Here is a 20,982-nt window from a genome sequence, read left to right on the forward strand (position 1 = left end):
GGTCCTTCCGGAGTTCCGTCCGCGTAAGTGGGGCTACGCAAGGGGAGACCCTCACAGTCGCGCAAACTCATCGGTGGCGCACAGGGTTTTTCCGCGGGTTCCGACCATGGACCGAGGGTGGGTAGGACCAGCGACGGAGGATCCGGACGGGGCGGGGCAGCGGGGCGGGGGCGGCTGGGGAGTAGCGTCCCCTTCATGCATGCGATCACGATTCCCGAACCCGGTGGGCCCGAGGCGCTGGTGTGGGCCGAGGTCCCGGATCCGGTGCCCGGCGAGGGCGAAGTCCTGGTCGAGGTGGCGGCGAGCGCCGTGAACCGGGCCGACATCCTCCAGCGGCAGGGCTTCTACGACCCACCGCCCGGCGCCTCGCCCTACCCGGGCCTGGAGTGCTCCGGGCGGATCGTCGCGCTCGGCCCGGGGGTCTCCGGGTGGAGCGTCGGCGACGAGGTGTGCGCGCTGCTCGCCGGGGGCGGTTACGCCGAGAAGGTGGTCGTACCGGCCGGTCAGCTGCTGCCGGTGCCGAAGGGTGTCGACCTGGTCCGGGCCGCGGCGCTGCCCGAGGTGGTCTGCACGGTCTGGTCCAACGTCTTCATGGTCGCGCACCTCCGTCCGGGTGAGACGCTGCTCGTGCACGGCGGCTCCAGCGGCATCGGCACCATGGCGATCCAGCTGGCCAAGGCGGTCGGGGCGAGGGTCGCGGTGACCGCGGGCACGGAGGAGAAGCTGGCGCGGTGCGCCGAGCTGGGCGCGGACATCCTGGTCAACTACCGGGAGCAGGACTTCGTCGAGGAGGTGAAGGAGGCCACGGGTGGGGCGGGGGCCGACGTCATCCTCGACAACATGGGGGCGAAGTACCTGGACCGCAACGTCCGGACCCTTGCCGTCAACGGGCGGCTCGCGATCATCGGTATGCAGGGCGGGGTCAAGGGGGAGCTGAACATCGGTGCGCTGCTGAGCAAGCGGGCGGCGGTCAGTGCGACGTCGCTGCGGGCGCGGCCGCTGAACGAGAAGACCTCGATCGTGGCGGCCGTGCGGGAGCATGTGTGGCCGTTGGCGGAGGCCGGGCATGTGCGGCCGGTCGTCGACCGTGAGCTGCCGATGCCGGAGGCTGCTGCCGCGCACCGGGTGGTGGAGGAGAGCGGCCACGTGGGGAAGGTGCTGCTGGTCGCTCCCTGACCGGCGTCTTTTGCGGGGTGCCGCCGGTTGTGCTGGCCGGGGGTGGGGCGCGCGGCCCGGCGCCAACGGGGTGCCGCCTGCGCCCACCCTCCCCCACGCTCGGCTTCGCTCGCGCGGGGGGACCCCCATCGCCCCAGGCGGCACGCATGCCCGCAGGCCGGACGGTGGCGCGCGTGCCCGCAGGCCGGACCGTGGCGCGCGTGCCCGCAGGTCGGGCGGTGGCGCGGGTGTCTGCAGGTTCAGCGGTGGCGCGCGCCCGCGGTCTCAGCAGTGGCGCGCGTGCCCGCAGGTGGGGCGGTGGCATGCATGCCCGCGGGTTCAGCGGTGGCGCGCGTGCCTGCGGGCCCAGGGGGAGTGGGGTGGTGCCGTCTGCTTCAGGGGGTGCGGCGGAGGCGTAGGCCCAGGAAGGTGAGGGCGAGGCCCAGGCCGGTGAGGAGGAGGCCGAGGCCGAGGGGGAGGAGTTCGAGGGCGGGTTCGGGGTGGGCGGAGGCGGGGCGCGGCGGCGGGTCGTGCGAGGGCGGCTCGGCGATGGTCAGGTGCTCCTCCTCCGCCATTGCCTCCGGCTCCTCCTCCACCAGCACCTCGTGGCGGCCCGGCCGCTCCCGGCCCTCACCGGCCGCGCTGCCGGCCCGGGAGGGCACGGGGGCCGACACCGATGGCTTCGGTGCCTTCTCCGCCCCGAGGGCCGGTGGCGCGGTGAGGACGGTCAGCAGGGCCGCCGCCCCCACTGACCGCAGCACTGTCTGCCGAGGAGTCACGGGACCAGCCTCACACCAGCGGCGGGATCCGGCATTCCGGGAGCACGGCGGAAAGTCGGCCCCGTAAACGGTGGATCACCCCCCGCAGGGGGCACCACGCTGATGAGATGTACGGGTGCGAGAGAATGGCGGCATGGAGATGCCGAGGAACGAACGGTCGCCGGAGAATCCGCAGATCCTGGTCGTGGGCCAGGACGGGATGGCCATCGGCGGCGGAGGAGACGAGGACTCCCGCGAGGTTCCCGTGACGGACATGGTCGAACAGCCGGCGAAGGTCATGCGGATCGGCAGCATGATCAAGCAGTTGCTGGAGGAGGTCCGCGTGGCCCCTCTCGACGAGGCCAGCCGGGTCCGGCTCAAGGAGATCCACGCCAGCTCGGTGAAGGAGCTGGAGGACGGCCTGGCCCCGGAGCTCGTGGAGGAACTGGAGCGGCTCTCCCTGCCGTTCACGGACGAGGCCACCCCGAGCGACGCGGAACTGCGGATCGCCCAGGCCCAGTTGGTGGGCTGGCTGGAGGGCCTCTTCCACGGCATCCAGACCACCCTCTTCGCCCAGCAGATGGCCGCCCGGGCCCAGTTGGAGCAGATGCGCCGCGCCCTCCCGCCGGGCGTCGGCCACGACGGAGAGGACCCCAACCACGCGGGCGGCCGTACCGGCGGCCCCTACCTGTAGTGCCGTAGTCGCCGCAGCGACCCGGCCGCGGGATCAGCCCTAGGCCGGGTTACCGGTGGAGACGGCGAACGACAGCTTGCCCGGGTCCTCCGGGTCGATGTCCGTGCCCGCCTGGGGGTACTGCTTGATGACCGTGCCCTCGCCCCAGGTGTTCTCGTCGGTCTCGGTGGTCTCGATCTCCCAGCCGGCGGCCTGGAGACACTTCCGTACCGAGTCGATGTTCTTGTAGAGGAAGTTGGGCATGCGCACCTTGTCGGGGTCGTTGTACGACTCCTGCGGTTCGCTGCACACCTCCGGGTCGATGGTGCGGTTCGGGTCCGGCCCGCGGTAGCCCTCCGCCTTGGTCGGGGTCGGGCTGGTGGTGGAGGCGCCCTCCTCCTTCTTGGAGCCGTCGCCGCCGCTCAGCGTCAGCGCCGCGACCAGTCCGCCGACCGCGAGGACCGAGACGACGGCCGAGCCGATGATCACCAGTCTGCTGGTCTTGCGACCACCACCGCCACCGCCACCCCCCGCGGCCACCGACACGGTCTGCTGGGGCGTGCCGTTGTACGGCGGCGGCGTCGCCGAGTACGGGGTCGGCGCCGGCGTCGCGTACCCCGGCTGCTGCTGCGGATAGCCGTACGAGGGCGCGGGGGTGGGGGCGGGCGTCGGCGTGCCGTACGCGTTCGGCTGGTACGGCGTCTGGACCTGCCCCGAGGGCGGCGGCGTCTGCTGCCCGACCGGCGGGAAGACCGCGGAACCCACGCCCGCGCCGCTGGAGGTCTGCGCGCCCGGCACGATGCTCGGCGCCGCGGCCTGGAAGGACGAGGCCACCCGCAGGCACTCGTCGCGCATGGACTCGGCGCTCGGGAAGCGCTCGTTCGGGTTCTTCTTCAGCGCCCGCGCGACGAGCGCGTCCACCGCCGGCGGCAGCGAGCGGTTGACGGAGGACGGAGCCACCGGCTCCTCCTGGACATGCGCGTACGCGATGGCCAGCGGCGAGTCGGCGTCGAACGGCAGTCGCCCGGTGACCAGTTGGAACAGCATGATGCCGACCGAGTACAGGTCGGAGCGGGCGTCCACGCCCCGGCCGAGCGCCTGCTCGGGCGAGAGGTACTGCGGGGTGCCGACGACCATGCCGGTCTGTGTCATCGAGGTCACGCCGGACTGCATGGCGCGCGCGATGCCGAAGTCCATGACCTTGACCACGCCACGCTTGGTCATCATCACGTTGCCCGGCTTGATGTCCCGGTGGACCAGGCCCATCTCGTGGCTGATCTCCAGGGCCGCGAGCACGTCCGCGGTGATCTTCAGCGCCTTGTCGGCGGGCATCGCGCCGTACTGCCGGATGTCCTCGTCGAGCACCGAGCCGAGCGGGCGGCCCTCGACGTACTCCATGACGATGTACGGCATCGTCATGCCGTCGAGGTCTTCCTCGCCGGTGTCGAAGACCGAGACGATGTTGGTGTGCGTGAGCTTGGCCACGGCCTGGGCCTCGCGGCGGAAACGCTCGCGGAAGGCCTGCTCGCGGCCGAGTTCGGTGTGCAGGGTCTTGATCGCGACCTGGCGGTCGAGCACGGCGTCGTACGCCAGGTGCACCGAGGCCATGCCGCCCTCGCCGAGCAAATCGCGCAGCTGATAGCGGTTGTTGGCCAGTGCCCGTCCCGCGTACCGCCCCTTGGCGCCGTCCTGGCTCATGTCTCCGTGTCCCCCATAGCCCGTTGGCGCCGGCGATGTAGTCGTCGATCAGTTCTCGTTGATCGAAAGTGCTATTCCCGGCCAAGTCTGCCCCAGGGCACTGACACGTCAAGCTCGGTGCCCGTTCCGTGACCGTACGCGAAAGAAGAGTCGCGCAAGCGTTACAGGGGTCGTACGGCCGGTACACAGAATTTGCACCACGGCCCGGCTTGCGGGTTTCATGGCCGCTCCCGTACCGGACCGGCCCCGGGTCCCGTCCCGGACCGGCGGCTTGCGCGGAGGCTGTAGCGTGGCCGACGGAGACCGTAACAACACCGCGCGCACCGCGGGCAGAAACGACGGCGAGGACCGATGGCACAGCAGCAGCGCGCTCAGGGCCCGTCCGACCCCGAGGCGACTGGCGGCGGTATGTCAGATGCGCCGGAGCTGTGGGGTAACGGCGGGCTGGTCGGCGACGGCCGATATCGGCTGACCCGCAGACTCGGCCGGGGCGGCATGGCCGAGGTGTTCGCCGCCGAGGACGTCCGTCTGGGGCGTACCGTCGCCGTCAAGCTGCTGCGCGCCGACCTCGCCGAGGACCCGGTCTCCAAGGCCCGTTTCACCCGCGAGGCCCAGTCGGTGGCCGGCCTCAACCACCACTCGATCGTCGCCGTGTACGACTCCGGCGAGGACGTCGTGGGCGGCCAGAGCGTGCCGTACATCGTGATGGAGATCGTCGAGGGGCGGACCATCCGCGATCTGCTCCTCAACGCCGAGGCGCCGGGGCCCGAGCAGGCGCTGATCATCGTTTCCGGTGTGCTGGAGGCGCTGGCCTACTCGCACCAGCACGGCATCGTGCACCGGGACATCAAGCCGGCCAACGTCATCATCACGCACAACGGCGCCGTCAAGGTGATGGACTTCGGCATCGCCCGCGCCCTGCACGGCGCGTCGACAACGATGACGCAGACCGGCATGGTCATGGGCACCCCGCAGTACCTCTCGCCCGAGCAGGCGCTCGGCAAGGCCGTCGACCACCGCTCCGACCTCTACGCGACCGGCTGCCTCCTCTACGAACTCCTCGCACTCAGGCCCCCGTTCACCGGCGAGACCCCGCTGTCGGTGGTCTACCAGCACGTCCAGGACATTCCGACGCCCCCGTCGGAGGCCTCCGACGCCTGCCCGCCGGAGCTCGACGGCCTCGTCATGCGCTCCCTGGCCAAGGAGCCGGACGACCGCTTCCAGACCGCCGAGGAGATGCGCGGCCTGGTCCAGTACGGCCTCCAGATGCTCTACGACCAGGGCGGCCACACCGGCACCTGGAACACCGGCCCGGTCGACGTGCACGACAGCCGGAACACGCCCTCGGCGGGCTTCGCGCAGACGGCCGTGATGGGCCACCCCGGCGCGGACGCCTCCGGCACCACGCAGATCCCGCAGCCGATCCTGCCCGGCCGCTACGGCGGCGGGGACGACGGCGGCTTCGAGGGGAACGGGAACAGGGGCAGCGGGCGCGGCAAGCTGTGGATCCTCGCCGTCCTCGCGGTGATCGCCATCGCGGCGGGCGTCGCGCTGGCGCTGAACGGCGGCAACGGCAACAAGCCCGGCCCCGGGACCACGCAGTCGCCGACCGCCTCGGAGACCAAGGACGACAAGTCGGCCGACGCGACGCCGAGCGACGAGGCGACCGAGGAGGAGACCGGCTCCTCCACCGGCGACACCGGGCCGGGCGCGGGCGGGGGCTGGACGCCGTCGTACACGCCGTCGTACACGCCCTCGCCGTCGTTCACGGACGAGCCGACGACCGAGCCGACCGAGACGGAGACCGAGCCGACCGAGCCGACGGGCGATCCGAGCCAGACGGTGACCGAGCCGACCGAGCCGACGGGCGATCCGACCGGTGGCACCGTCGAGGGCGCGGGCGGCGAGGAAGGCGACGACTGACGCCGGCCGAACCGACAGCCTCCACGCGCACGCGTGGGGGCTGTTTTCGTATCGTCAGCCCGCGAACGCCTCGCACACCTCCTCGTACGCCCCCGTCCACCACACCACCAGCGCCGAAGCCGCCGGGAACTGGGAGTCCGCGCGCGTGTCGCCGCGCTCGTAGTGCCAGCGCAGCATCCAGAAGTCGTTCAGGCGCTCCCACCACACGCGGTGCACGGCCGCCGCGAGCTCGGACGGGCTGGCGCCCGCGGTGCGCCGGTACGCGCGCGCGTAGGCCCGCACCTTCGGCAGGTCGAGGGTGCCGACGGGGCGTACGAAGAAGATCGCCGCGGCGCGTACGGCCTCCTCCGCGCGCGGCTGGACGCCGAGCCGGTCCCAGTCGACGATCGCGGCGGGCGCGTCGCCCCGGTAGAGCAGGTTGAACGGGTGGAAGTCGCCGTGCACCCAGCCGACCGGGCCGCCGTGCGGCGGGCGCCGGCCGGCGTGCCGTTCCAGCAGGGTGCGGCGTTCCAGGAGGCGGTGGCGGGCCAGCGCGTCGAAGGGGTCGGCGGGGCGGTGCCGGCCCACGCGCGCGAGCAGGTCCGTGATGAGGGCGAAGGTGTCGGCGGGGTCGGCGCTCGCGGCGGGCGCCCGCCCGTCCGGCGGCATCACACGCTCCAGACCGGCGTGCACGGCCCCCAGCAGGGCGCCCAGCCTGGTGCACTGCTCCGGGGTGAGCTGGCCGCCGTGCCGGTGCCTGCCGTCGATCCACGGGTGCAGGGCGTAGGCGTGGCCGCCGACGACGGCGACCGTGCGGCCGTCGCGGCCGGACAGCGGCGGCGCCACCGGGACGCCCAGGTCGGCCAGGCGCCGGGTGGCCCGGTGCTGGCGGGCGATGGCGGCCGGGTCGGCGGTCTCGGGGTCGAAGTGCTGCTTGAGGAAGTAGCGGCCGCGGGTGGTGCGCAGCCGGTAGCCGCGGTTGAGCAGCCCCTGGTCGACGGGTTCGCAGGTGACGGCGTGGCCGGCGGCGTACCGGCTCAGGAGGGCGCCCAGCGGGGGCGCGTGAGGCACAGGGGGTGGTACACAAGGGCGCGGCACGCGCCAGATGCTAGGGCACGGGATGAGCCGGTGAGCTGGGCGTTGTCACAGAACGTCGTTGGCGGTCGCTTTCGGTCACGGGGTGCTCGCGAAGTGGCGTTCCAGGCCATCCGGGCCGGTGTCGGTCGAGTGGACGGTTCCGAACCGCGGCCGGAGGCTCAAATAGACGGGCTCGAAGGGCTCGCCGTCCACCAGGAGGGGTGCCGGGCCGAAGCGCTCCAGCTCGGCGGCGGTCGGCTCGTGCGCTGCGCACTCGCCCACGACCTGGACCGACCACAGGGACTCGCCCGGCCGGGCCGAGCCCAGGTTGTCGGAGCCGTAGGCCACGACACCGCCGGCGCACGCCCGGTGGTAGCCACAGCTCCCCGGCATGCGCAGCAGGACGCGGCCCTCGCTCACGATGTGCCGCGCGAAGGCGAGGAAGGGCAGGGCGCGCATGCTGGTGGCGATCCGGCCGTAGTCGGTGCGGCTCAGCAGGTCGACCGCGCGCTGTTCGGCAGTGGGCATGCACCCACTGTGCGTGGGCGACGACACACGGAACAGGGTCGTAAGTCCTGAGCGCCGAAGGGCTCTGCCGGGTCGGCAGCACCCTGAAGGGGCGCGGGGCTGTGTCGGCGTGTGCGGCTCCGCCTGCTGGGCCGGGGGCTGTGTCGGTGTGCGGCTCCGTCTGCCGGGCCGCGGAGCTGCGTCGATATGCGGCTCCGCCGCGATGGGGGCGCGGCCGGCCACGACGGTGCCGCGGACGACCGCACCCCGTCGCGCATCGCGGTACTCCCAGCGGAGCGCCTACCGTTTCTCCGCCTGCATGCGCGCGACATACGCCGCCGCCTGCGAACGTCGCTGCATGCCGAGCTTGGCCAGCAGATTCGACACGTAGTTCTTGATTGTCTTTTCGGCCAGATGGAGTTCCTCGCCGATCTGCCGGTTGGTGAGCCCCTCGCCGATCAGGTCCAGGATCCGGCGCTCCTGCTCGGTGAGGTGCGCGAGCCTGTCGTCGGCCCGCGCGGTGCCCCCGTCCCGCAGCCGCTCCAGCACGCGCGCGGTCGCCACCGGGTCCAGCAGGGACTTCCCGGCCGCCACGTCCCGTACGGCGTCCAGCAGCTCATGGCCCCGGATGGCCTTGAGGACGTATCCGGAGGCGCCAGCCATGATCGCCTCGAAGAGGGCCTCGTCGTCGGCGAACGACGTCAGCATCAGGCACTTCACCGACTCGTCCCGCGAGCGGATCTCCCGGCACACCTCGACGCCGCTGCCGTCCGGGAGGCGGACGTCGAGCACCGCCACGTCGGGCCGGACGGCCGGAATCCGGGCCAGCGCGTGGTCCGCCGTACCGGCCTCGCCGACCACCTCGATGTCGTCCTCGCCCGAGAGCAGCTCGTGGACGCCGCGCCGGACCACTTCATGGTCGTCGAGGAGAAATACCCGGATTTTTCCTTCTTCGCGCACGGGGTAAGTCAAACACACAAAGTCTTCCGGTGAGCCGGGTGCGCGGGATAACGTGCCGTTGCTCCGGCCTCCTGCAAGGCTGTGACCAGCACCCTTCGAGTACTGCGCGATTTACTTGGAAATCCAAGCAAAATCGCAGGTCAAATGGGGTTTCACAGAAATGTGGAGCACTGGGTAACGTGAGGATTGCAGGGCGCTCGCCGGGGCACCTGTCACGCCTGTTCCGGCCGAGTGACACCCACCCCGTGCACGGGTGTCGGACCAGGTGGAGCCGCACTGGTTGTCCCGGCAACCCCGGGGACCGGACCGACGGAGGAGCACACGTGACCGTGGAGAGCACTGCCGCGCGCAAGCCGCGACGCAGCGCCGGGACCAAGAAGTCCCCGAGCACCGCCAGCAAGCCCGAACTGGTTCAACTGCTGACGCCGGAAGGCAAGCGCGTCAAGAACGCCCAGTACGACAAGTACGTCGCCGGCATCACCCCCGAAGAGCTCCGCGGCCTGTATCGCGACATGGTGCTCACCCGGCGCTTCGACGCCGAGGCCACCTCCCTGCAGCGCCAGGGAGAGCTGGGCCTGTGGGCCTCGCTGCTCGGCCAGGAGGCCGCCCAGATCGGCTCCGGCCGCGCCACCCGCGAGGACGACTACGTCTTCCCGACCTACCGCGAGCACGGCGTCGCCTGGTGCCGTGGCGTGGACCCGACGAACCTGCTCGGCATGTTCCGCGGCGTGAACAACGGCGGCTGGGACCCGAACGGCAACAACTTCCACCTCTACACGATCGTCATCGGCTCCCAGGCGCTGCACGCCACCGGGTACGCGATGGGCGTCGCCAAGGACGGCGCGGACAGCGCGGTGGTCGCCTACTTCGGCGACGGCGCCTCCAGCCAGGGCGATGTCAGCGAGGCCTTCAACTTCGCGGCCGTCTACAACGCGCCGGTGGTGTTCTTCTGCCAGAACAACCAGTGGGCGATCTCCGAGTCCAACGAGAAGCAGACCCGCGTGCCGCTCTACCAGCGCGCCCAGGGCTTCGGCTTCCCCGGCGTCCGCGTCGACGGCAACGACGTACTGGCCTCCCTCGCGGTCACCCGGTGGGCGCTGGAGCGCGCCCGGCGCGGTGAGGGACCGGCGCTGATCGAGGCGTGGACGTACCGCATGGGCGCCCACACCACCTCCGACGACCCCACCCGCTACCGCCACGACGACGAGCGCCAGGCCTGGGAGGCCAAGGACCCGATCCTGCGCCTTCGCCGCTTCCTGGAGAGCTCAAACCACGCGGACGAGGGATTTTTCGCGGAACTCGAGGACGAGAGCGAGGCGTTGGGCAAACGAGTGCGCGACGCGGTCCGCGCCATGCCGGACCCGGACCACTTCGCCATCTTCGAGAACGTGTACGCGGACGGGCACGCGCTCGTCGACGAGGAGCGAGCCCAGTTCGCCGCCTACCAGGCGTCGTTCGCGGACGGAATGGGGGCCTGATCATGGCAGCGGAAAAGATGGCTCTGGCCAAGGCGATCAACGAGTCGCTGCGCCGCGCGCTGGAGGCGGACCCCAAGGTCCTCGTCATGGGCGAGGACGTCGGCAAGCTCGGCGGCGTGTTCCGGGTGACGGACGGCCTGCAGAAGGACTTCGGCGAGGAGCGGGTCATCGACACCCCGCTCGCCGAGTCCGGCATCGTCGGCACCGCCATCGGGCTCGCCCTGCGCGGCTACCGCCCGGTGGTGGAGATCCAGTTCGACGGTTTCGTCTTCCCGGCGTACGACCAGATCGTCACGCAGCTCGCGAAGATGCACGCCCGCTCGCTGGGCAAGGTGAAGCTCCCGGTCGTCGTGCGCATTCCCTACGGCGGCGGCATCGGCGCCGTCGAGCACCACTCGGAGTCCCCCGAGTCGCTGTTCGCGCACGTGGCGGGCCTGAAGGTGGTCACGCCCGCGAACGCCTCGGACGCCTACTGGATGATGCAGCAGGCCATCCAGAGCGACGACCCGGTGATCTTCTTCGAGCCCAAGCGGCGCTACTGGGACAAGGCCGAGGTCAACACCGAGGCGATCCCCGGCCCGCTGCACAAGGCCCAGGTCGTCCGCGAGGGCACCGACCTGACCCTGGCCGCGTACGGCCCGATGGTGAAGACCTGCCTGGAGGTCGCCGCGGCGGCCGCCGAGGAGGGCAGGTCCCTGGAGGTCCTGGACCTGCGCTCGGTCTCCCCGATGGACTTCGACGCCATCCAGGCCTCGGTCGAGAAGACCCGCCGCCTGGTCGTGGTCCACGAGGCGCCGGTGTTCTTCGGCTCGGGCGCGGAGATCGCCGCCCGGATCACGGAGCGCTGCTTCTACCACCTGGAGGCCCCGGTGCTGAGGGTCGGCGGCTACCACGCCCCGTATCCGCCGGCGCGTCTGGAGGAGGAGTACCTGCCGGGCCTGGACCGGGTACTCGACGCCGTCGACCGCTCGCTGGCGTACTGAGGAGAGGGTCGTGACGACGATGACGGAAGCGTCCGTACGCGAGTTCAAGATGCCCGACGTGGGCGAGGGGCTCACCGAGGCGGAGATCCTCAAGTGGTACGTCCAGGTCGGTGACACGGTCACCGACGGACAGGTGGTGTGCGAGGTGGAGACGGCCAAGGCGGCCGTCGAACTGCCCATCCCGTACGACGGCGTGGTGCGCGAGCTGCACTTCCCCGAGGGCACCACGGTCGACGTGGGTACGGCCATCATCGCGGTCGACGTGAGCGGCGGCGCCGCCCCCGCAGAGACGCCGGCCCCGGCACCCGCACCGGCCGCCGCCGAGGAGGACGAGGACAAGCCCCAGGGCCGTCAGCCGGTCCTCGTCGGCTACGGCGTCGCCGCGTCCTCCACCAAGCGCCGCCCGCGCAAGGGCCCCACGGTCCCGGTGCAGGAGGCGTCGGCCGCGATCCAGGCCGTCCAGACCGAGCTGAACGGCCACAGCCCCGCGCCCACCCCCACCCCCACCCCCACCCCCGCCCCCGTCAAGGAGCGCCCGCTGGCCAAGCCGCCGGTGCGCAAGCTGGCCAAGGACCTCGGCGTGGACCTGACGACGGTGGTTCCGTCCGGCCCGGACGGCATCATCACGCGCGAGGACGTACACGCGGCGGTGACGGCGACTCCGGCACCCGAGCCGGTCGTAGAAGCGCCCGCGCCGGCCCAGGCCCCGGCCCCGGCGCCGGTGGCGACGTACGACACCTCCCGTGAGACCCGCATCCCGGTCAAGGGCGTCCGCAAGGCGACCGCCGCGGCGATGGTGGGCTCGGCGTTCACCGCGCCGCACGTCACGGAGTTCGTGACGGTCGACGTCACCCGCACGATGAAGCTGGTCGAGGAGCTCAAGCAGGACAAGGCGATGCAGGGCCTGCGGGTCAACCCGCTGCTGCTGATCGCCAAGGCCCTGCTGGTGGCGATCAAGCGCAACCCGGAGGTCAACGCCTCCTGGGACGAGGCGAACCAGGAGATCGTCCTCAAGCGCTACGTCAACCTGGGCATCGCCGCGGCCACCCCGCGCGGCCTGATCGTGCCGAACATCAAGGACGCGCACGACAAGACCCTGCCCCAACTGGCGGAGGCCCTCGGCGAGCTGGTGTCGACGGCGCGGGACGGCAAGACGTCCCCGGCGGCCATGCAGGGCGGCACCATCACCATCACCAACGTCGGTGTCTTCGGCGTCGACACCGGCACGCCCATCCTCAACCCGGGCGAGTCCGCGATCCTCGCGGTCGGCGCGATCAAGCTCCAGCCGTGGGTCCACAAGGGCAAGGTCAAGCCCCGCCAGGTGACCACCCTGGCCCTCTCCTTCGACCACCGTCTGGTGGACGGGGAGTTGGGCTCGAAGGTACTGGCGGACGTCGCGGCGATCCTGGAACAGCCGAAGCGGCTGATTACGTGGGCGTGACGGTATAGGTTGAAATCTGAAGGGACGGCCGCAACTGAAGCTTGCGGCCGCCCCTTCAGCTATTCGTGCGGCGTCAGGCCTGGTTGAGCACGTACACCGGCGCTCCGTCCGCCGCCGCCCCCTGCGAGCGGATGCAGGCATGCTTGCGCAGCAGCCGCAGGCACTCGTTCACCCGCTGCACGGTCAGCCCCGTACGCGCCGCGATCGCTTCGAGCGACTGCCGGAGTTCACCCTTCTCGACGAGAACCGGCGCGATGACCACGGCCACCGTCCAGACGTCCTCCGTCACGGCCAACCTCCGCCGCCAGTCGGCCAGGACGGACTCCGTGGTGGGCTGCGCCGGGAAGTCGGCGGCGGGCGCCGGGCGGTCGAGGGCCAGGGCATCGAGCCGGTCCGCGATGCGCTCCATGGCCCGGGCGATGGTCTGCTGGACGGCAAGGGTGGCGCGCTGCATCTCCACCATTTCCCGCTGTGCTTCTGCGATGTCCTGTTGCAGGGCGAGCGACTTGTGCTGCGCCTCGGCGAACTGCTCGTCCGCCCGGAGATTGCGCTCTTCGAGCCGGACAATGGCATCGGCGATCTGCTCCGGCATGGCGTAGGCGACGGGGCCGCCAGGCGCGGAGGGCTGCACCTCGGCTTCCGCGAGCCGGTACGAGCCGTACTGCTGGACGGCCTCGATCACCTCGGCGGCCCACTGCTTGAAGGGCAGACAGGAGGGCTTCGTACAGGCGTTGACGAGGAGGATCAGACCTTGGAGAGAGATGACGTTCAGGTCTCGACGCCACTCTCTACCTGCGGGAATGTCGAGACCGTAAGCTCCAGTTACGGTCTCAAGAATGTCTCGGTGCTCATCCGGGACATGGTCGGCGAGAGCTTGCCGAGAGTTGGTGTGCCCCAACTGCTTGCACACATCCACCGCCGGAAACCAGTGCGCCCCGTCCGGCATGGTCAGCCGCCGGACGCGGGCCCCCGTCGCCGCGTACACGAAGTCGCCGATGTCGATCGCCTCGTGCTGTGTGGTCGGGTTGGGCTCGTGCTTGCTGGGTTCGATCACGTGAACCACCTCCGCTGCGGAAGATAGAGCGGAGGAAATCGAATATGCCAAGTCACATAAGGATGTTCACGATTGCGAGGGAAGAGATCGCCATTTCTCCCACGCCGGACGCCGGACGCGTGTAGGGCAGACCCTGTCGCCGAATTCACGTGCGATTCATGGACTTGGGTGAGCCCTTGACGGCCATGAGGCCGAGCGGGTGGCCGTCGGTTTCCCCTCTCACATCCCACGACCAGGGGCCCACCGCGAAAACCCGCGGTGGGCCCCTTCATGCTCGTGCCGTGGTTCAGTCCTGCTGGGCGCCTGCCGGGAGGGTGCGGAGGCGCATGGTGGTGGCCGTGGTCGTGCCGAAGGCGTAGTCCATCAGCTTTGCGGCGTCCGTGAAGCGGTTCGGGTCGTTGAGGAGGACGCCGATGACGGTCTTGCCGTCGCGGGTGGCGGAGAAGACCAGGCAGGGGCCGGAGGGGGTGTTGGTGCCCGTCTTCACGCCGGTGGCGCCGGTGTAGGAGCCCAGGAGCTGGTTGGTGTTGTACCAGGTGTAGGTGCGGGTGCCGCCGGTGCTGGTCGGCGCGGACTGCACGGTCTTGGGCTTCTTCACGACACCGCGGAACACCGAGTACTTCATCGCGCTCTGGGTGAGCTTGGCGAGGTCGCGCGGGGTCGTGTAGTTCGTGTTCTGCGTCGAGTTGCCGTCGAACGAGTCGAAGTGCGTGTTCGTCAGGCCGAGCGCCGCGGCCTTCTTGTTCATTTTGGCGACGAAGTTCTTGGTGCGGGCCGCGACCGTGGTGCCGGTGCCGAACTTGTCGGCCAGGGCCATCGCGGCGTCGCAGCCGGAGGGCAGCATCATCGCGTGCAGCAGCTGGCGGACGGAGACCTTGTCGCCGGTCTTCAGGTCCGCGGTGCTCGCGCCCACCTTGGTGACGTAGTCACGGTAGGCCTGCTTGATGGTGACCTTGGCGTCCAGGTTCACGTCCGGGATGGACAGCACGACCCGCGCCGTCATGATCTTCGTCGTGCTGGCCATCGGCCGCTTGGTGTCGGCCGACTTGGCGAAGAGCTTGGCGCCCGTCGTGCCGTCGAGCATGAACGCACCCTTGGCACCGACCGTGGGGGCGGCCGCCGCGTGGGCGGGGGCGGTCAGGGCGCCGCCCGCCAGCAGCGCGCCGGTGGTGACGACGACTGCTGCGGCTCTGCGGACACGTACGCCCTTGATGCCGGTTATCACTATGAACGCTCCCGATGGAGAGGGTGGCCGCCCTGGGCCATGACGAAGGGGGTGCTCACAGAAGACGCGGAAAGAGCGCCAACGGTTGTACGTCCAGGGGGAATTCGTCCACGGCGCGGTCGTTGTCGTCCCGGTGCGTCAACGAGGAGGGGGCCCGTACCGGTGCACGGGCCCCCTCCTGTGCGCCCTCGCGTCAGGTGATCTTCGCGTAGCCGTAGTTGATGAGCTTCTTCACGTCCGCCGTGCGGTTCGCCGCCGAGGAGGAGGTGAGGACGGTGCCCATCACCGACTCGCCGTTGAGGGTGGCGGCGAAGACGAGGCAGTACTTGGAACTGGAACCGGAGCCGGTCTTGATGCCGAGCGTGCCGTTCCAGCCGAGCAGGGTGTTCGTGTTCTTCCAGGGCGCCATCGTGCGCGTGGAGCCGGACGACGTGATCGTCTTGGCCGTGTACGTCTTCTTCTTCACGATCGCCCGGAACGTGGAGCTCTTCATCGTGCTGCGGGCGAGCAGCGTCAGGTCCTTCGGCGTGGAGTAGTTGGAGCCATTGCTTATGCCGTCGAACGAGTCGAAGCGCGTGTTCGTCATGCCGAGCTGCGCGGCCTTCTTGTTCATCTTGGCGATGAAGTTCTTCACGCGCGCGTTGACCGTGGTGCCGGTGCCGAACTTGTCGGCCAGCGCCATCGCGGCGTCACAGCCGGAGGGCAGCATCAGCCCGTGCAGCAGCTGGCGGACCGTGACCTTGTCGCCGACGATCAGCCGGGCCGAGGAGGCCCCCCTGGACACGATGTAGTCGCTGTACGCCTTCTTGATCGTGACCTTGGCGTCCAGGTTCAGGTTCGACTGCGTGAGCACGACCTTGGCGGTCATGATCTTCGTGGTGGAGGCGGTGAGGCGCTTGGTGTTGGGGGACTTGTAGTAGAGCGTCTTGCCGGTGGCGCCGTTCATCAGGTAAGCGCCCTTGGCGGTGACGGTGGGCTTGGTGAGAGCCTGCGCCGGTGCCGCGGTGAGAACTCCGGTGGAGAGCATCGCGCCTGCCGTGACGGCGACGGCCGCGGCTCTGCGGACACGGAAGCCCTTGGTGGCGGTAATCACTGAAATACCCCGATTTATGTCGAAAACCCCTGATGTGCGGCCGAATTGAAGGTGGAACAGCTAGGCCGCACATGTGTGACACGTGATTAGCACAAAAGGTTGTGTGATCGCTGGGGTGGAAAAAGAGGGCGGCCCTCCGGGTCGGCTTCCTGGGCCGGCCTCCGGGTCCGCATCCTGGACGGCGCTCCGGCATGCGTCCCTGTTGTATCTAAGATGTGCGCATGCCGTCTGCCCCGCCCACCTCCGCCTCCGCCCCCTCCACCGCCCCCGTCAAGCAGCCCCCCGCCGCCGAGCGCGTCTACGGCCACGTCAAACAGGGCGTCCTGGACCGCCGCTACGAGGGCGGCACCCTGCTCACCGAGGGCGAGCTGGCCGAGGCCGTCGGGGTCTCCCGCACCCCGGTGCGCGAGGCGCTGCTGCGGCTTGAGGCGGAGGGGCTGATCAAGCTCTACCCGAAGAAGGGCGCCCTGGTCCTGCCGGTGTCCGCGCAGGAGATCGCCGACGTCGTGGAGACCCGGCTGCTGGTCGAGGAGCACGCCGCCCGCAAGGCCGTACCCGCCCCGCCCGCCCTCGTCGAACGCCTGGAGCGGCTGCTCGCGCGGCAGAAGGAGGAGGCGGCCCGGGGCGACCTCGCCGCGGCCGCCGTCACCGACCGCTGCTTCCACGCCGAGATCGTCCGCAATGGCGGCAACGAGATCCTCTCCCGGCTCTACGACCAGCTCCGCGACCGGCAGTTGCGGATGGGCGTCGCCATCATGCACGCCCACCCCGACCGCGTCGCCAAGAACGTCCACGAGCACGAGGAGATCCTCGACGCGCTGCGCTCGGGGGACGCGGAGGCCGCCGTAGGCCTTGTCCACCGGCACATCGGGTGGTTCTCGCACCTGGCGCGGGGTGAGGTCCGGTGACCGCGCTGCCGGGAGACCCTCCGGGCGGGCGGCGCGCGCTCGCCGTCTGGGGCATCGGCGTCTCGGTCTACTTCGTCGCCGTCATCTTCCGTACCTCGCTCGGCGTGGCCGGTCTCGACGCCGCCGACCGCTTCCACGTCAACGCCTCCGCGCTGTCCACCTTCTCCATCCTCCAACTCCTCGTCTACGCGGGCATGCAGATACCCGTGGGCCTGCTGGTCGACCGGCTCGGCACCAAGAAGGTGCTCGGCCTCGGGGTCGTGCTGCTCACCGCCGGCCAGCTCGGCTTCGCCTTCTCCCCCACGTACGGCATGGCCCTCGCCTCCCGGGCGCTGCTCGGCTGCGGCGACGCGATGACGTTCATCAGCGTGCTGCGGCTGGGCTCCCGCTGGTTCCCGGCCCGGCGCGGGCCGCTGATCGCCCAGCTCGCCGGTCTCGCCGGCATGGCGGGCAACCTGGTCTCCACGCTCGTCCTGGCCAGGCTGCTGCACGGCGTCGGCTGGACGGCGGCCTTCGCGGGCAGCGCACTGGCCGGCGCGCTCGTCTTCGTCCTGCTCGTGCTGTTCCTCAAGGACCACCCCGAGGGCCACGCGCCGGAGCCCGTCCCGCACCAGGGCGTGGCCTACGTACGCCGCCAGATCGCCGCCTCCTGGCGGGAACCGGGCACCCGGCTCGGCCTGTGGGTGCACTTCACCACCCAGTTCCCGGCCATGGTGTTCCTGCTGCTGTGGGGCCTGCCCTTCCTGGTCGAGGCCCAGGGCCTGTCCCGCGCCACGGCCGGCGAACTGCTCACCCTCGTCGTCCTGTCCAACATGGTGATCGGCCTGGTCTACGGCCAGATCGTCGCCCGGCACCACGGCGCGCGCCTGCCGCTGGCGCTGGGCACGGTCGGAGCGACCGCGCTGCTGTGGGCCTCGACGCTCGCCTATCCCGCCGACCGCGCGCCCATGTGGCTGCTGATCGTGCTGTGCGCGGTGCTCGGCGCGTGCGGGCCGGCGTCGATGCTGGGCTTCGACTTCGCCCGCCCGGCCAACCCGCCCGAGCGCCAGGGCACCGCCTCCGGCATCACGAACATGGGCGGCTTCGTCGCCTCCATGACGACGCTCTTCGCCATCGGTGTGCTGCTGGACGCCACCGGCGACAACTACTCGATCGCCTTCTCGGCCGTGTTCGTGCTCCAGGCCCTGGGTGTCAGCCAGATCCTGCGCCTGCGCGGACGCGCGGCCCGCCGGGAGCGGGAGCGGCTGGTGGCGAGCCGGGTGGAGACGGTGCACGTCCCGGCGTGAGCCCTCCTGGTCAGCGGACGGGCACGAGCGTGAGGTAGGCGAAGCCCAGCACGCCGCGGTAGGCCATCCACCGGGCGCGGTGCCCGTCGAGGCGCTCGCGGGTCTCGGCGGCGAGCGGATGGTCGCCGTTGCCGGCCAGCCACACCTCCGCGTCCGCTTGGTACGCCGACTCGAACGCCTCCCACTCGTCGAGGCTCGCCGTCTCCGTCCACTCGGGCCGGAAACCGGCCGCTACGGCGAGATCGACGAGGCCCGCGAGGTCGTGCAGTTCCTCGGCGGCGGCGCCGGGCCACATGCCGGACAGCTCGGCCGGGGTCGGAGGCCGCTGCCAGATGCCCTCGCCGAACAGGACACGGCCGCCGTCGGTGACCAGGCCACGCAGGGTGCACAGCGCCTCGGAGGTGTGGTGGGGCGGGGCGGCCGGGGACAGGGCGTGGCTGGAGCCGAGGCAGAGGACCAGGTCGGCGGGGCCGTGCGCGGTGCCGCGCGCCGACTCCTCCCGGAACTCCGCCCGCCCCGCGAGCCCGCGCGCCTCGGCCGCCCGACGGCCCCGGTCCAGGTCCTCGGCGTTGACGTCGACACCGATGCCCTTCGCCCCGGGTACGGCGGCCAGGACCCGCAGCATCAGCTCGCCCCAGCCGCAGCCGAGGTCGAGGACGGTCCCCGGGCCGGTCCCCGCGAGCCGCCGGACCAGGTTGTCGGCCCGTGCCTCGGAGAGCGGTCCGTGAAAGGTCAGACGGGTCAGGCGGGGCGGCCCTTCGTTCTTCGCATCGGTCACGGCAGGCACGCTAGGTGCGAACGAGGTTGCCCGGACACCGAATTACCGGGGCCGAGGCCGGGACCGCGGTCGCGCTACGGCGTCACCGTGAAGTTCCGCAGGATCGCCGACGTCAGCGCCGGGTCTCCCTCCGTCTTCACCCGGTCCGCCACCGCATCCGGGGTCACCCGGCCGCAGGCCAGGCGGACGAAGGTCTCCCAGTCGAGGGTGAGGGTGGCGGCGGGGCCGAGGGCGGGGGCCGTCTCCACGGTGCCGCGGCCCTGGATGTCTATGCGGATCGTGCGCAGGAACTCGACCGGGCCGTGGACGTCCAGCACGATCGCCGAACTGCGCGGGGCGTTCGCCCTGTTCGCGATGGTGTCGGGGAGGGCGGCCAGCAGCACGTCCCGCGCGATGTGCGCGCCCGGCGAGTCGAGGTTGCCGGGGCGGCCGAGGGCGGCGCGCAGGTCCTGCTCGTGGACCCACACGTCGAAGGCGTGACCGCGCATGGCCTCTTCGAGGGTCTGCTCGGTGCCCAGCGGGCCGCGCACCTTCGTGCCCGGGGCCCGCGACTCGTTGCGCAGCTGGCGGTTGCGCCGGATGATCGTGTACTCCAGCTCGGAGGTCATCTCCGGTGCCGTGTGGTGGCGGCGGACGTCGACCTGCATCTCCATGTAGCGCTGGTGGTCGTTGGTGACGTGGAAGAGGTCGCGCGGGAGCGTGTGGATGGGGCGGGGGTCGCCGAGCATCTCGCTGTCCAGGCCGATGACATGGGAGACCACATCGCGGACCGACCAGCCGGGGCACGGCGTACGCCGGTTCCACTCTCCCTCCACGAGCGGCTGCACCAGCTCGGATATCGCTTCGATGGAGTGGGTCCAGGCGTCGGCGTAGGGCTGGAGGGTGGGATGCAGACTCACGGAACGGGACCCCTCGGCGGTCGGTACACGGGCGGTGGCTGCTGTCGGCGGGTGTCTTGAACCGCTAAGTTACGCTGCTGCGAGGCACCCCGGCAGTGCTTTCGTGTGACGATCGTAGGCCCGTGTTGACGGCTCGAATGCCAGGACGGTGGTAGTGTGCGCGCCTCGTTGATCCAAATCGCTGTAGACGAGGGTGAATCGGTCGAATCGCGCCGGGTGCGGGTCGCTTCGCTGGTGCGCGCGCAGGGGGGTCGTGCGCAGGGGGGTGGCGCCGACCTCGTCGTCCTGCCGGAGCTGTGGACCACCGGTGCCTTCGCCTACGAGGAGTTCGGGCGGGAGGCCGAGCCGCTCGAAGGGCCCACGTACGAGGTGATGGCCAAGGCGGCGAGTGACGCGGGCGTGTGGCTGCACGCGGGGTCGATTCCGGAGCGGGATCCGGACGGGCCGCTGTACAACACCTCCCTTGTCTTCTCCCCTTCCGGTGAGCTGGCCGCCGCCTACCGCAAGATCCATCGCTTCGGCTTCGACAAGGGCGAGGCCGTGCTGATGGGGGCGGGGCGGGAGCTGGTGACGGTCCGTCTGCCGGAGACGGTGCTGGGGGTGGCCACCTGTTACGACCTCCGTTTCCCTGAACTCTTCCGTGGGCTTGTCGATGCCGGGGCCGAGACCCTGGTCGTCCCGGCGGGGTGGCCGGAGCGGCGGCGCGGGCACTGGACGCTGCTGGCTCGGGCGCGGGCGGTGGAGAACCAGGCGTTCGTGCTTGCGTGTGGAACGGCCGGGACCCATGCGGGAGTTCCGCAGGCCGGTCACTCGATCGTGGTGGATCCGTGGGGCGAGGTGCTGGCGGAGGCCGGTGCGGGCGAGGAGATCCTCACGGTGGATTTCGACCCCGGGAAGGTCGGGGTGACGCGGGAACAGTTCCCCGCGCTGAAGGACCGCGTCCTTGGCCTGGAGCCGCCTCGCCGCTGACCGGTCGCCCGGCGCTGCGGTGGCCGGGGGCGGGTCGCGCAGCCCGGCGCTACCGGGGTGCCGCCTGCGCCCACCCGTGCCGCCCCGGGCGGCACTCTGCCCGCAGGCTGGACGGCGTGAGGCAGCACCGCCTGCCAG

The 20,982-nt window shown here is 71.0% G+C and carries 19 protein-coding genes; 9 read left to right on the forward strand and 10 right to left on the reverse strand.

Going from position 1 to position 20,982, the window contains the following annotated elements; translation table 11 throughout:
* Positions 1-195: 195 nt before the first annotated feature.
* Entirely contained in the window at positions 196-1,176 is a 981-nt protein-coding gene (locus ICC28_RS20840; protein ID WP_188290148.1) for an NAD(P)H-quinone oxidoreductase, read from the forward strand.
* Between the two features lie 374 nt (positions 1,177-1,550).
* Here the strand turns inward: ICC28_RS20840 and ICC28_RS20845 are convergent, their stop codons facing one another.
* The gene (locus ICC28_RS20845; protein ID WP_188290149.1) at positions 1,551-1,934 is read right to left on the reverse strand and encodes a hypothetical protein; all 384 of its coding nucleotides are present in this window, start codon (positions 1,932-1,934) and stop codon (positions 1,551-1,553) included.
* Positions 1,935-2,067: 133 nt separating this feature from the next.
* On the opposite strand from ICC28_RS20845, the gene ICC28_RS20850 reads away from it, so the two are divergent.
* Entirely contained in the window at positions 2,068-2,607 is a 540-nt protein-coding gene (locus tag ICC28_RS20850) for a bacterial proteasome activator family protein (RefSeq protein ID WP_188290150.1), read from the forward strand.
* Positions 2,608-2,646: 39 nt separating this feature from the next.
* Here ICC28_RS20850 and ICC28_RS20855 read toward each other — a convergent pair whose 3' ends face one another.
* Positions 2,647-4,284: a protein kinase domain-containing protein gene (locus ICC28_RS20855; protein ID WP_188290151.1), complete on the reverse strand. Its 1,638-nt coding sequence runs from the start codon at positions 4,282-4,284 to the stop codon at positions 2,647-2,649.
* 351 nt (positions 4,285-4,635) lie between these two features.
* On the opposite strand from ICC28_RS20855, the gene ICC28_RS20860 reads away from it, so the two are divergent.
* Entirely contained in the window at positions 4,636-6,207 is a 1,572-nt protein-coding gene (locus ICC28_RS20860) for a protein kinase domain-containing protein (protein WP_188290152.1), read from the forward strand.
* 54 nt (positions 6,208-6,261) lie between these two features.
* On the opposite strand, the gene ICC28_RS20865 is transcribed toward ICC28_RS20860, so the two are convergent.
* The 3 genes from ICC28_RS20865 to ICC28_RS20875 all read right to left on the reverse strand — a co-directional run bounded on the left by ICC28_RS20865 (position 6,262) and on the right by ICC28_RS20875 (position 8,730).
* Positions 6,262-7,257, reverse strand: coding sequence for a phosphotransferase (locus tag ICC28_RS20865; RefSeq protein WP_188290153.1), 996 nt, complete (start codon positions 7,255-7,257; stop codon positions 6,262-6,264).
* A gap of 102 nt (positions 7,258-7,359) precedes the next feature.
* The gene (locus ICC28_RS20870) at positions 7,360-7,791 is read right to left on the reverse strand and encodes a pyridoxamine 5'-phosphate oxidase family protein (protein ID WP_188290154.1); all 432 of its coding nucleotides are present in this window, start codon (positions 7,789-7,791) and stop codon (positions 7,360-7,362) included.
* Between the two features lie 279 nt (positions 7,792-8,070).
* Complete coding sequence (locus ICC28_RS20875) at positions 8,071-8,730, reverse strand: response regulator (RefSeq protein WP_188290155.1); 660 nt, start codon at positions 8,728-8,730, stop codon at positions 8,071-8,073.
* A 323-nt stretch (positions 8,731-9,053) separates the two neighbouring features.
* Here ICC28_RS20875 and pdhA point away from each other — a divergent pair, with 323 nt between their 5' ends.
* The 3 genes from pdhA to ICC28_RS20890 are packed head-to-tail and all read left to right on the forward strand — an operon-like array spanning position 9,054 to position 12,632.
* The gene (pdhA, locus tag ICC28_RS20880) at positions 9,054-10,208 is read left to right on the forward strand and encodes a pyruvate dehydrogenase (acetyl-transferring) E1 component subunit alpha (RefSeq protein WP_188290156.1); all 1,155 of its coding nucleotides are present in this window, start codon (positions 9,054-9,056) and stop codon (positions 10,206-10,208) included.
* A gap of 2 nt (positions 10,209-10,210) precedes the next feature.
* Positions 10,211-11,191, forward strand: a complete 981-nt coding sequence (locus ICC28_RS20885; RefSeq protein ID WP_188290157.1) for an alpha-ketoacid dehydrogenase subunit beta — start codon at positions 10,211-10,213, stop codon at positions 11,189-11,191.
* A gap of 10 nt (positions 11,192-11,201) precedes the next feature.
* On the forward strand, positions 11,202-12,632 hold the full coding sequence (locus tag ICC28_RS20890) for a dihydrolipoamide acetyltransferase family protein (RefSeq protein WP_188290158.1): 1,431 nt from the start codon (positions 11,202-11,204) through the stop codon (positions 12,630-12,632).
* Positions 12,633-12,705: 73 nt separating this feature from the next.
* On the opposite strand, the gene ICC28_RS20895 is transcribed toward ICC28_RS20890, so the two are convergent.
* The 3 genes from ICC28_RS20895 to ICC28_RS20905 form a co-directional block, all read right to left on the reverse strand.
* The gene (locus tag ICC28_RS20895) at positions 12,706-13,686 is read right to left on the reverse strand and encodes a Bro-N domain-containing protein (RefSeq protein WP_188290159.1); all 981 of its coding nucleotides are present in this window, start codon (positions 13,684-13,686) and stop codon (positions 12,706-12,708) included.
* 286 nt (positions 13,687-13,972) lie between these two features.
* Positions 13,973-14,911: a D-alanyl-D-alanine carboxypeptidase family protein gene (locus ICC28_RS20900; RefSeq protein WP_188290160.1), complete on the reverse strand. Its 939-nt coding sequence runs from the start codon at positions 14,909-14,911 to the stop codon at positions 13,973-13,975.
* Between the two features lie 193 nt (positions 14,912-15,104).
* Positions 15,105-16,004 (reverse strand): D-alanyl-D-alanine carboxypeptidase family protein, encoded by a 900-nt coding sequence (locus tag ICC28_RS20905; RefSeq protein ID WP_282701124.1) that lies wholly within the window; start codon positions 16,002-16,004, stop codon positions 15,105-15,107.
* 221 nt (positions 16,005-16,225) lie between these two features.
* Here ICC28_RS20905 and ICC28_RS20910 point away from each other — a divergent pair, with 221 nt between their 5' ends.
* Positions 16,226-16,912 carry a GntR family transcriptional regulator gene (locus tag ICC28_RS20910; protein ID WP_188290161.1) on the forward strand — a complete coding sequence of 229 codons (687 nt, stop codon included), beginning with the start codon at positions 16,226-16,228 and terminating at the stop codon, positions 16,910-16,912.
* 5 nt (positions 16,913-16,917) lie between these two features.
* Positions 16,918-18,198, forward strand: coding sequence for an MFS transporter (locus ICC28_RS20915; protein ID WP_188290204.1), 1,281 nt, complete (start codon positions 16,918-16,920; stop codon positions 18,196-18,198).
* A 10-nt stretch (positions 18,199-18,208) separates the two neighbouring features.
* On the opposite strand, the gene ICC28_RS20920 is transcribed toward ICC28_RS20915, so the two are convergent.
* Entirely contained in the window at positions 18,209-18,976 is a 768-nt protein-coding gene (locus tag ICC28_RS20920) for a class I SAM-dependent methyltransferase (RefSeq protein ID WP_317454054.1), read from the reverse strand.
* A 74-nt stretch (positions 18,977-19,050) separates the two neighbouring features.
* The gene (locus ICC28_RS20925; protein WP_188290163.1) at positions 19,051-19,875 is read right to left on the reverse strand and encodes a maleylpyruvate isomerase family mycothiol-dependent enzyme; all 825 of its coding nucleotides are present in this window, start codon (positions 19,873-19,875) and stop codon (positions 19,051-19,053) included.
* Positions 19,876-20,031: 156 nt separating this feature from the next.
* On the opposite strand from ICC28_RS20925, the gene ICC28_RS20930 reads away from it, so the two are divergent.
* Positions 20,032-20,844, forward strand: coding sequence for a carbon-nitrogen family hydrolase (locus ICC28_RS20930; protein ID WP_188290164.1), 813 nt, complete (start codon positions 20,032-20,034; stop codon positions 20,842-20,844).
* Positions 20,845-20,982 lie beyond the last annotated feature (138 nt).

The sequence above is a fragment of the Streptomyces sp. TRM68416 genome (assembly GCF_014596915.1).
Taxonomy (GTDB): Bacteria; Actinomycetota; Actinomycetes; order Streptomycetales; family Streptomycetaceae; genus Streptomyces.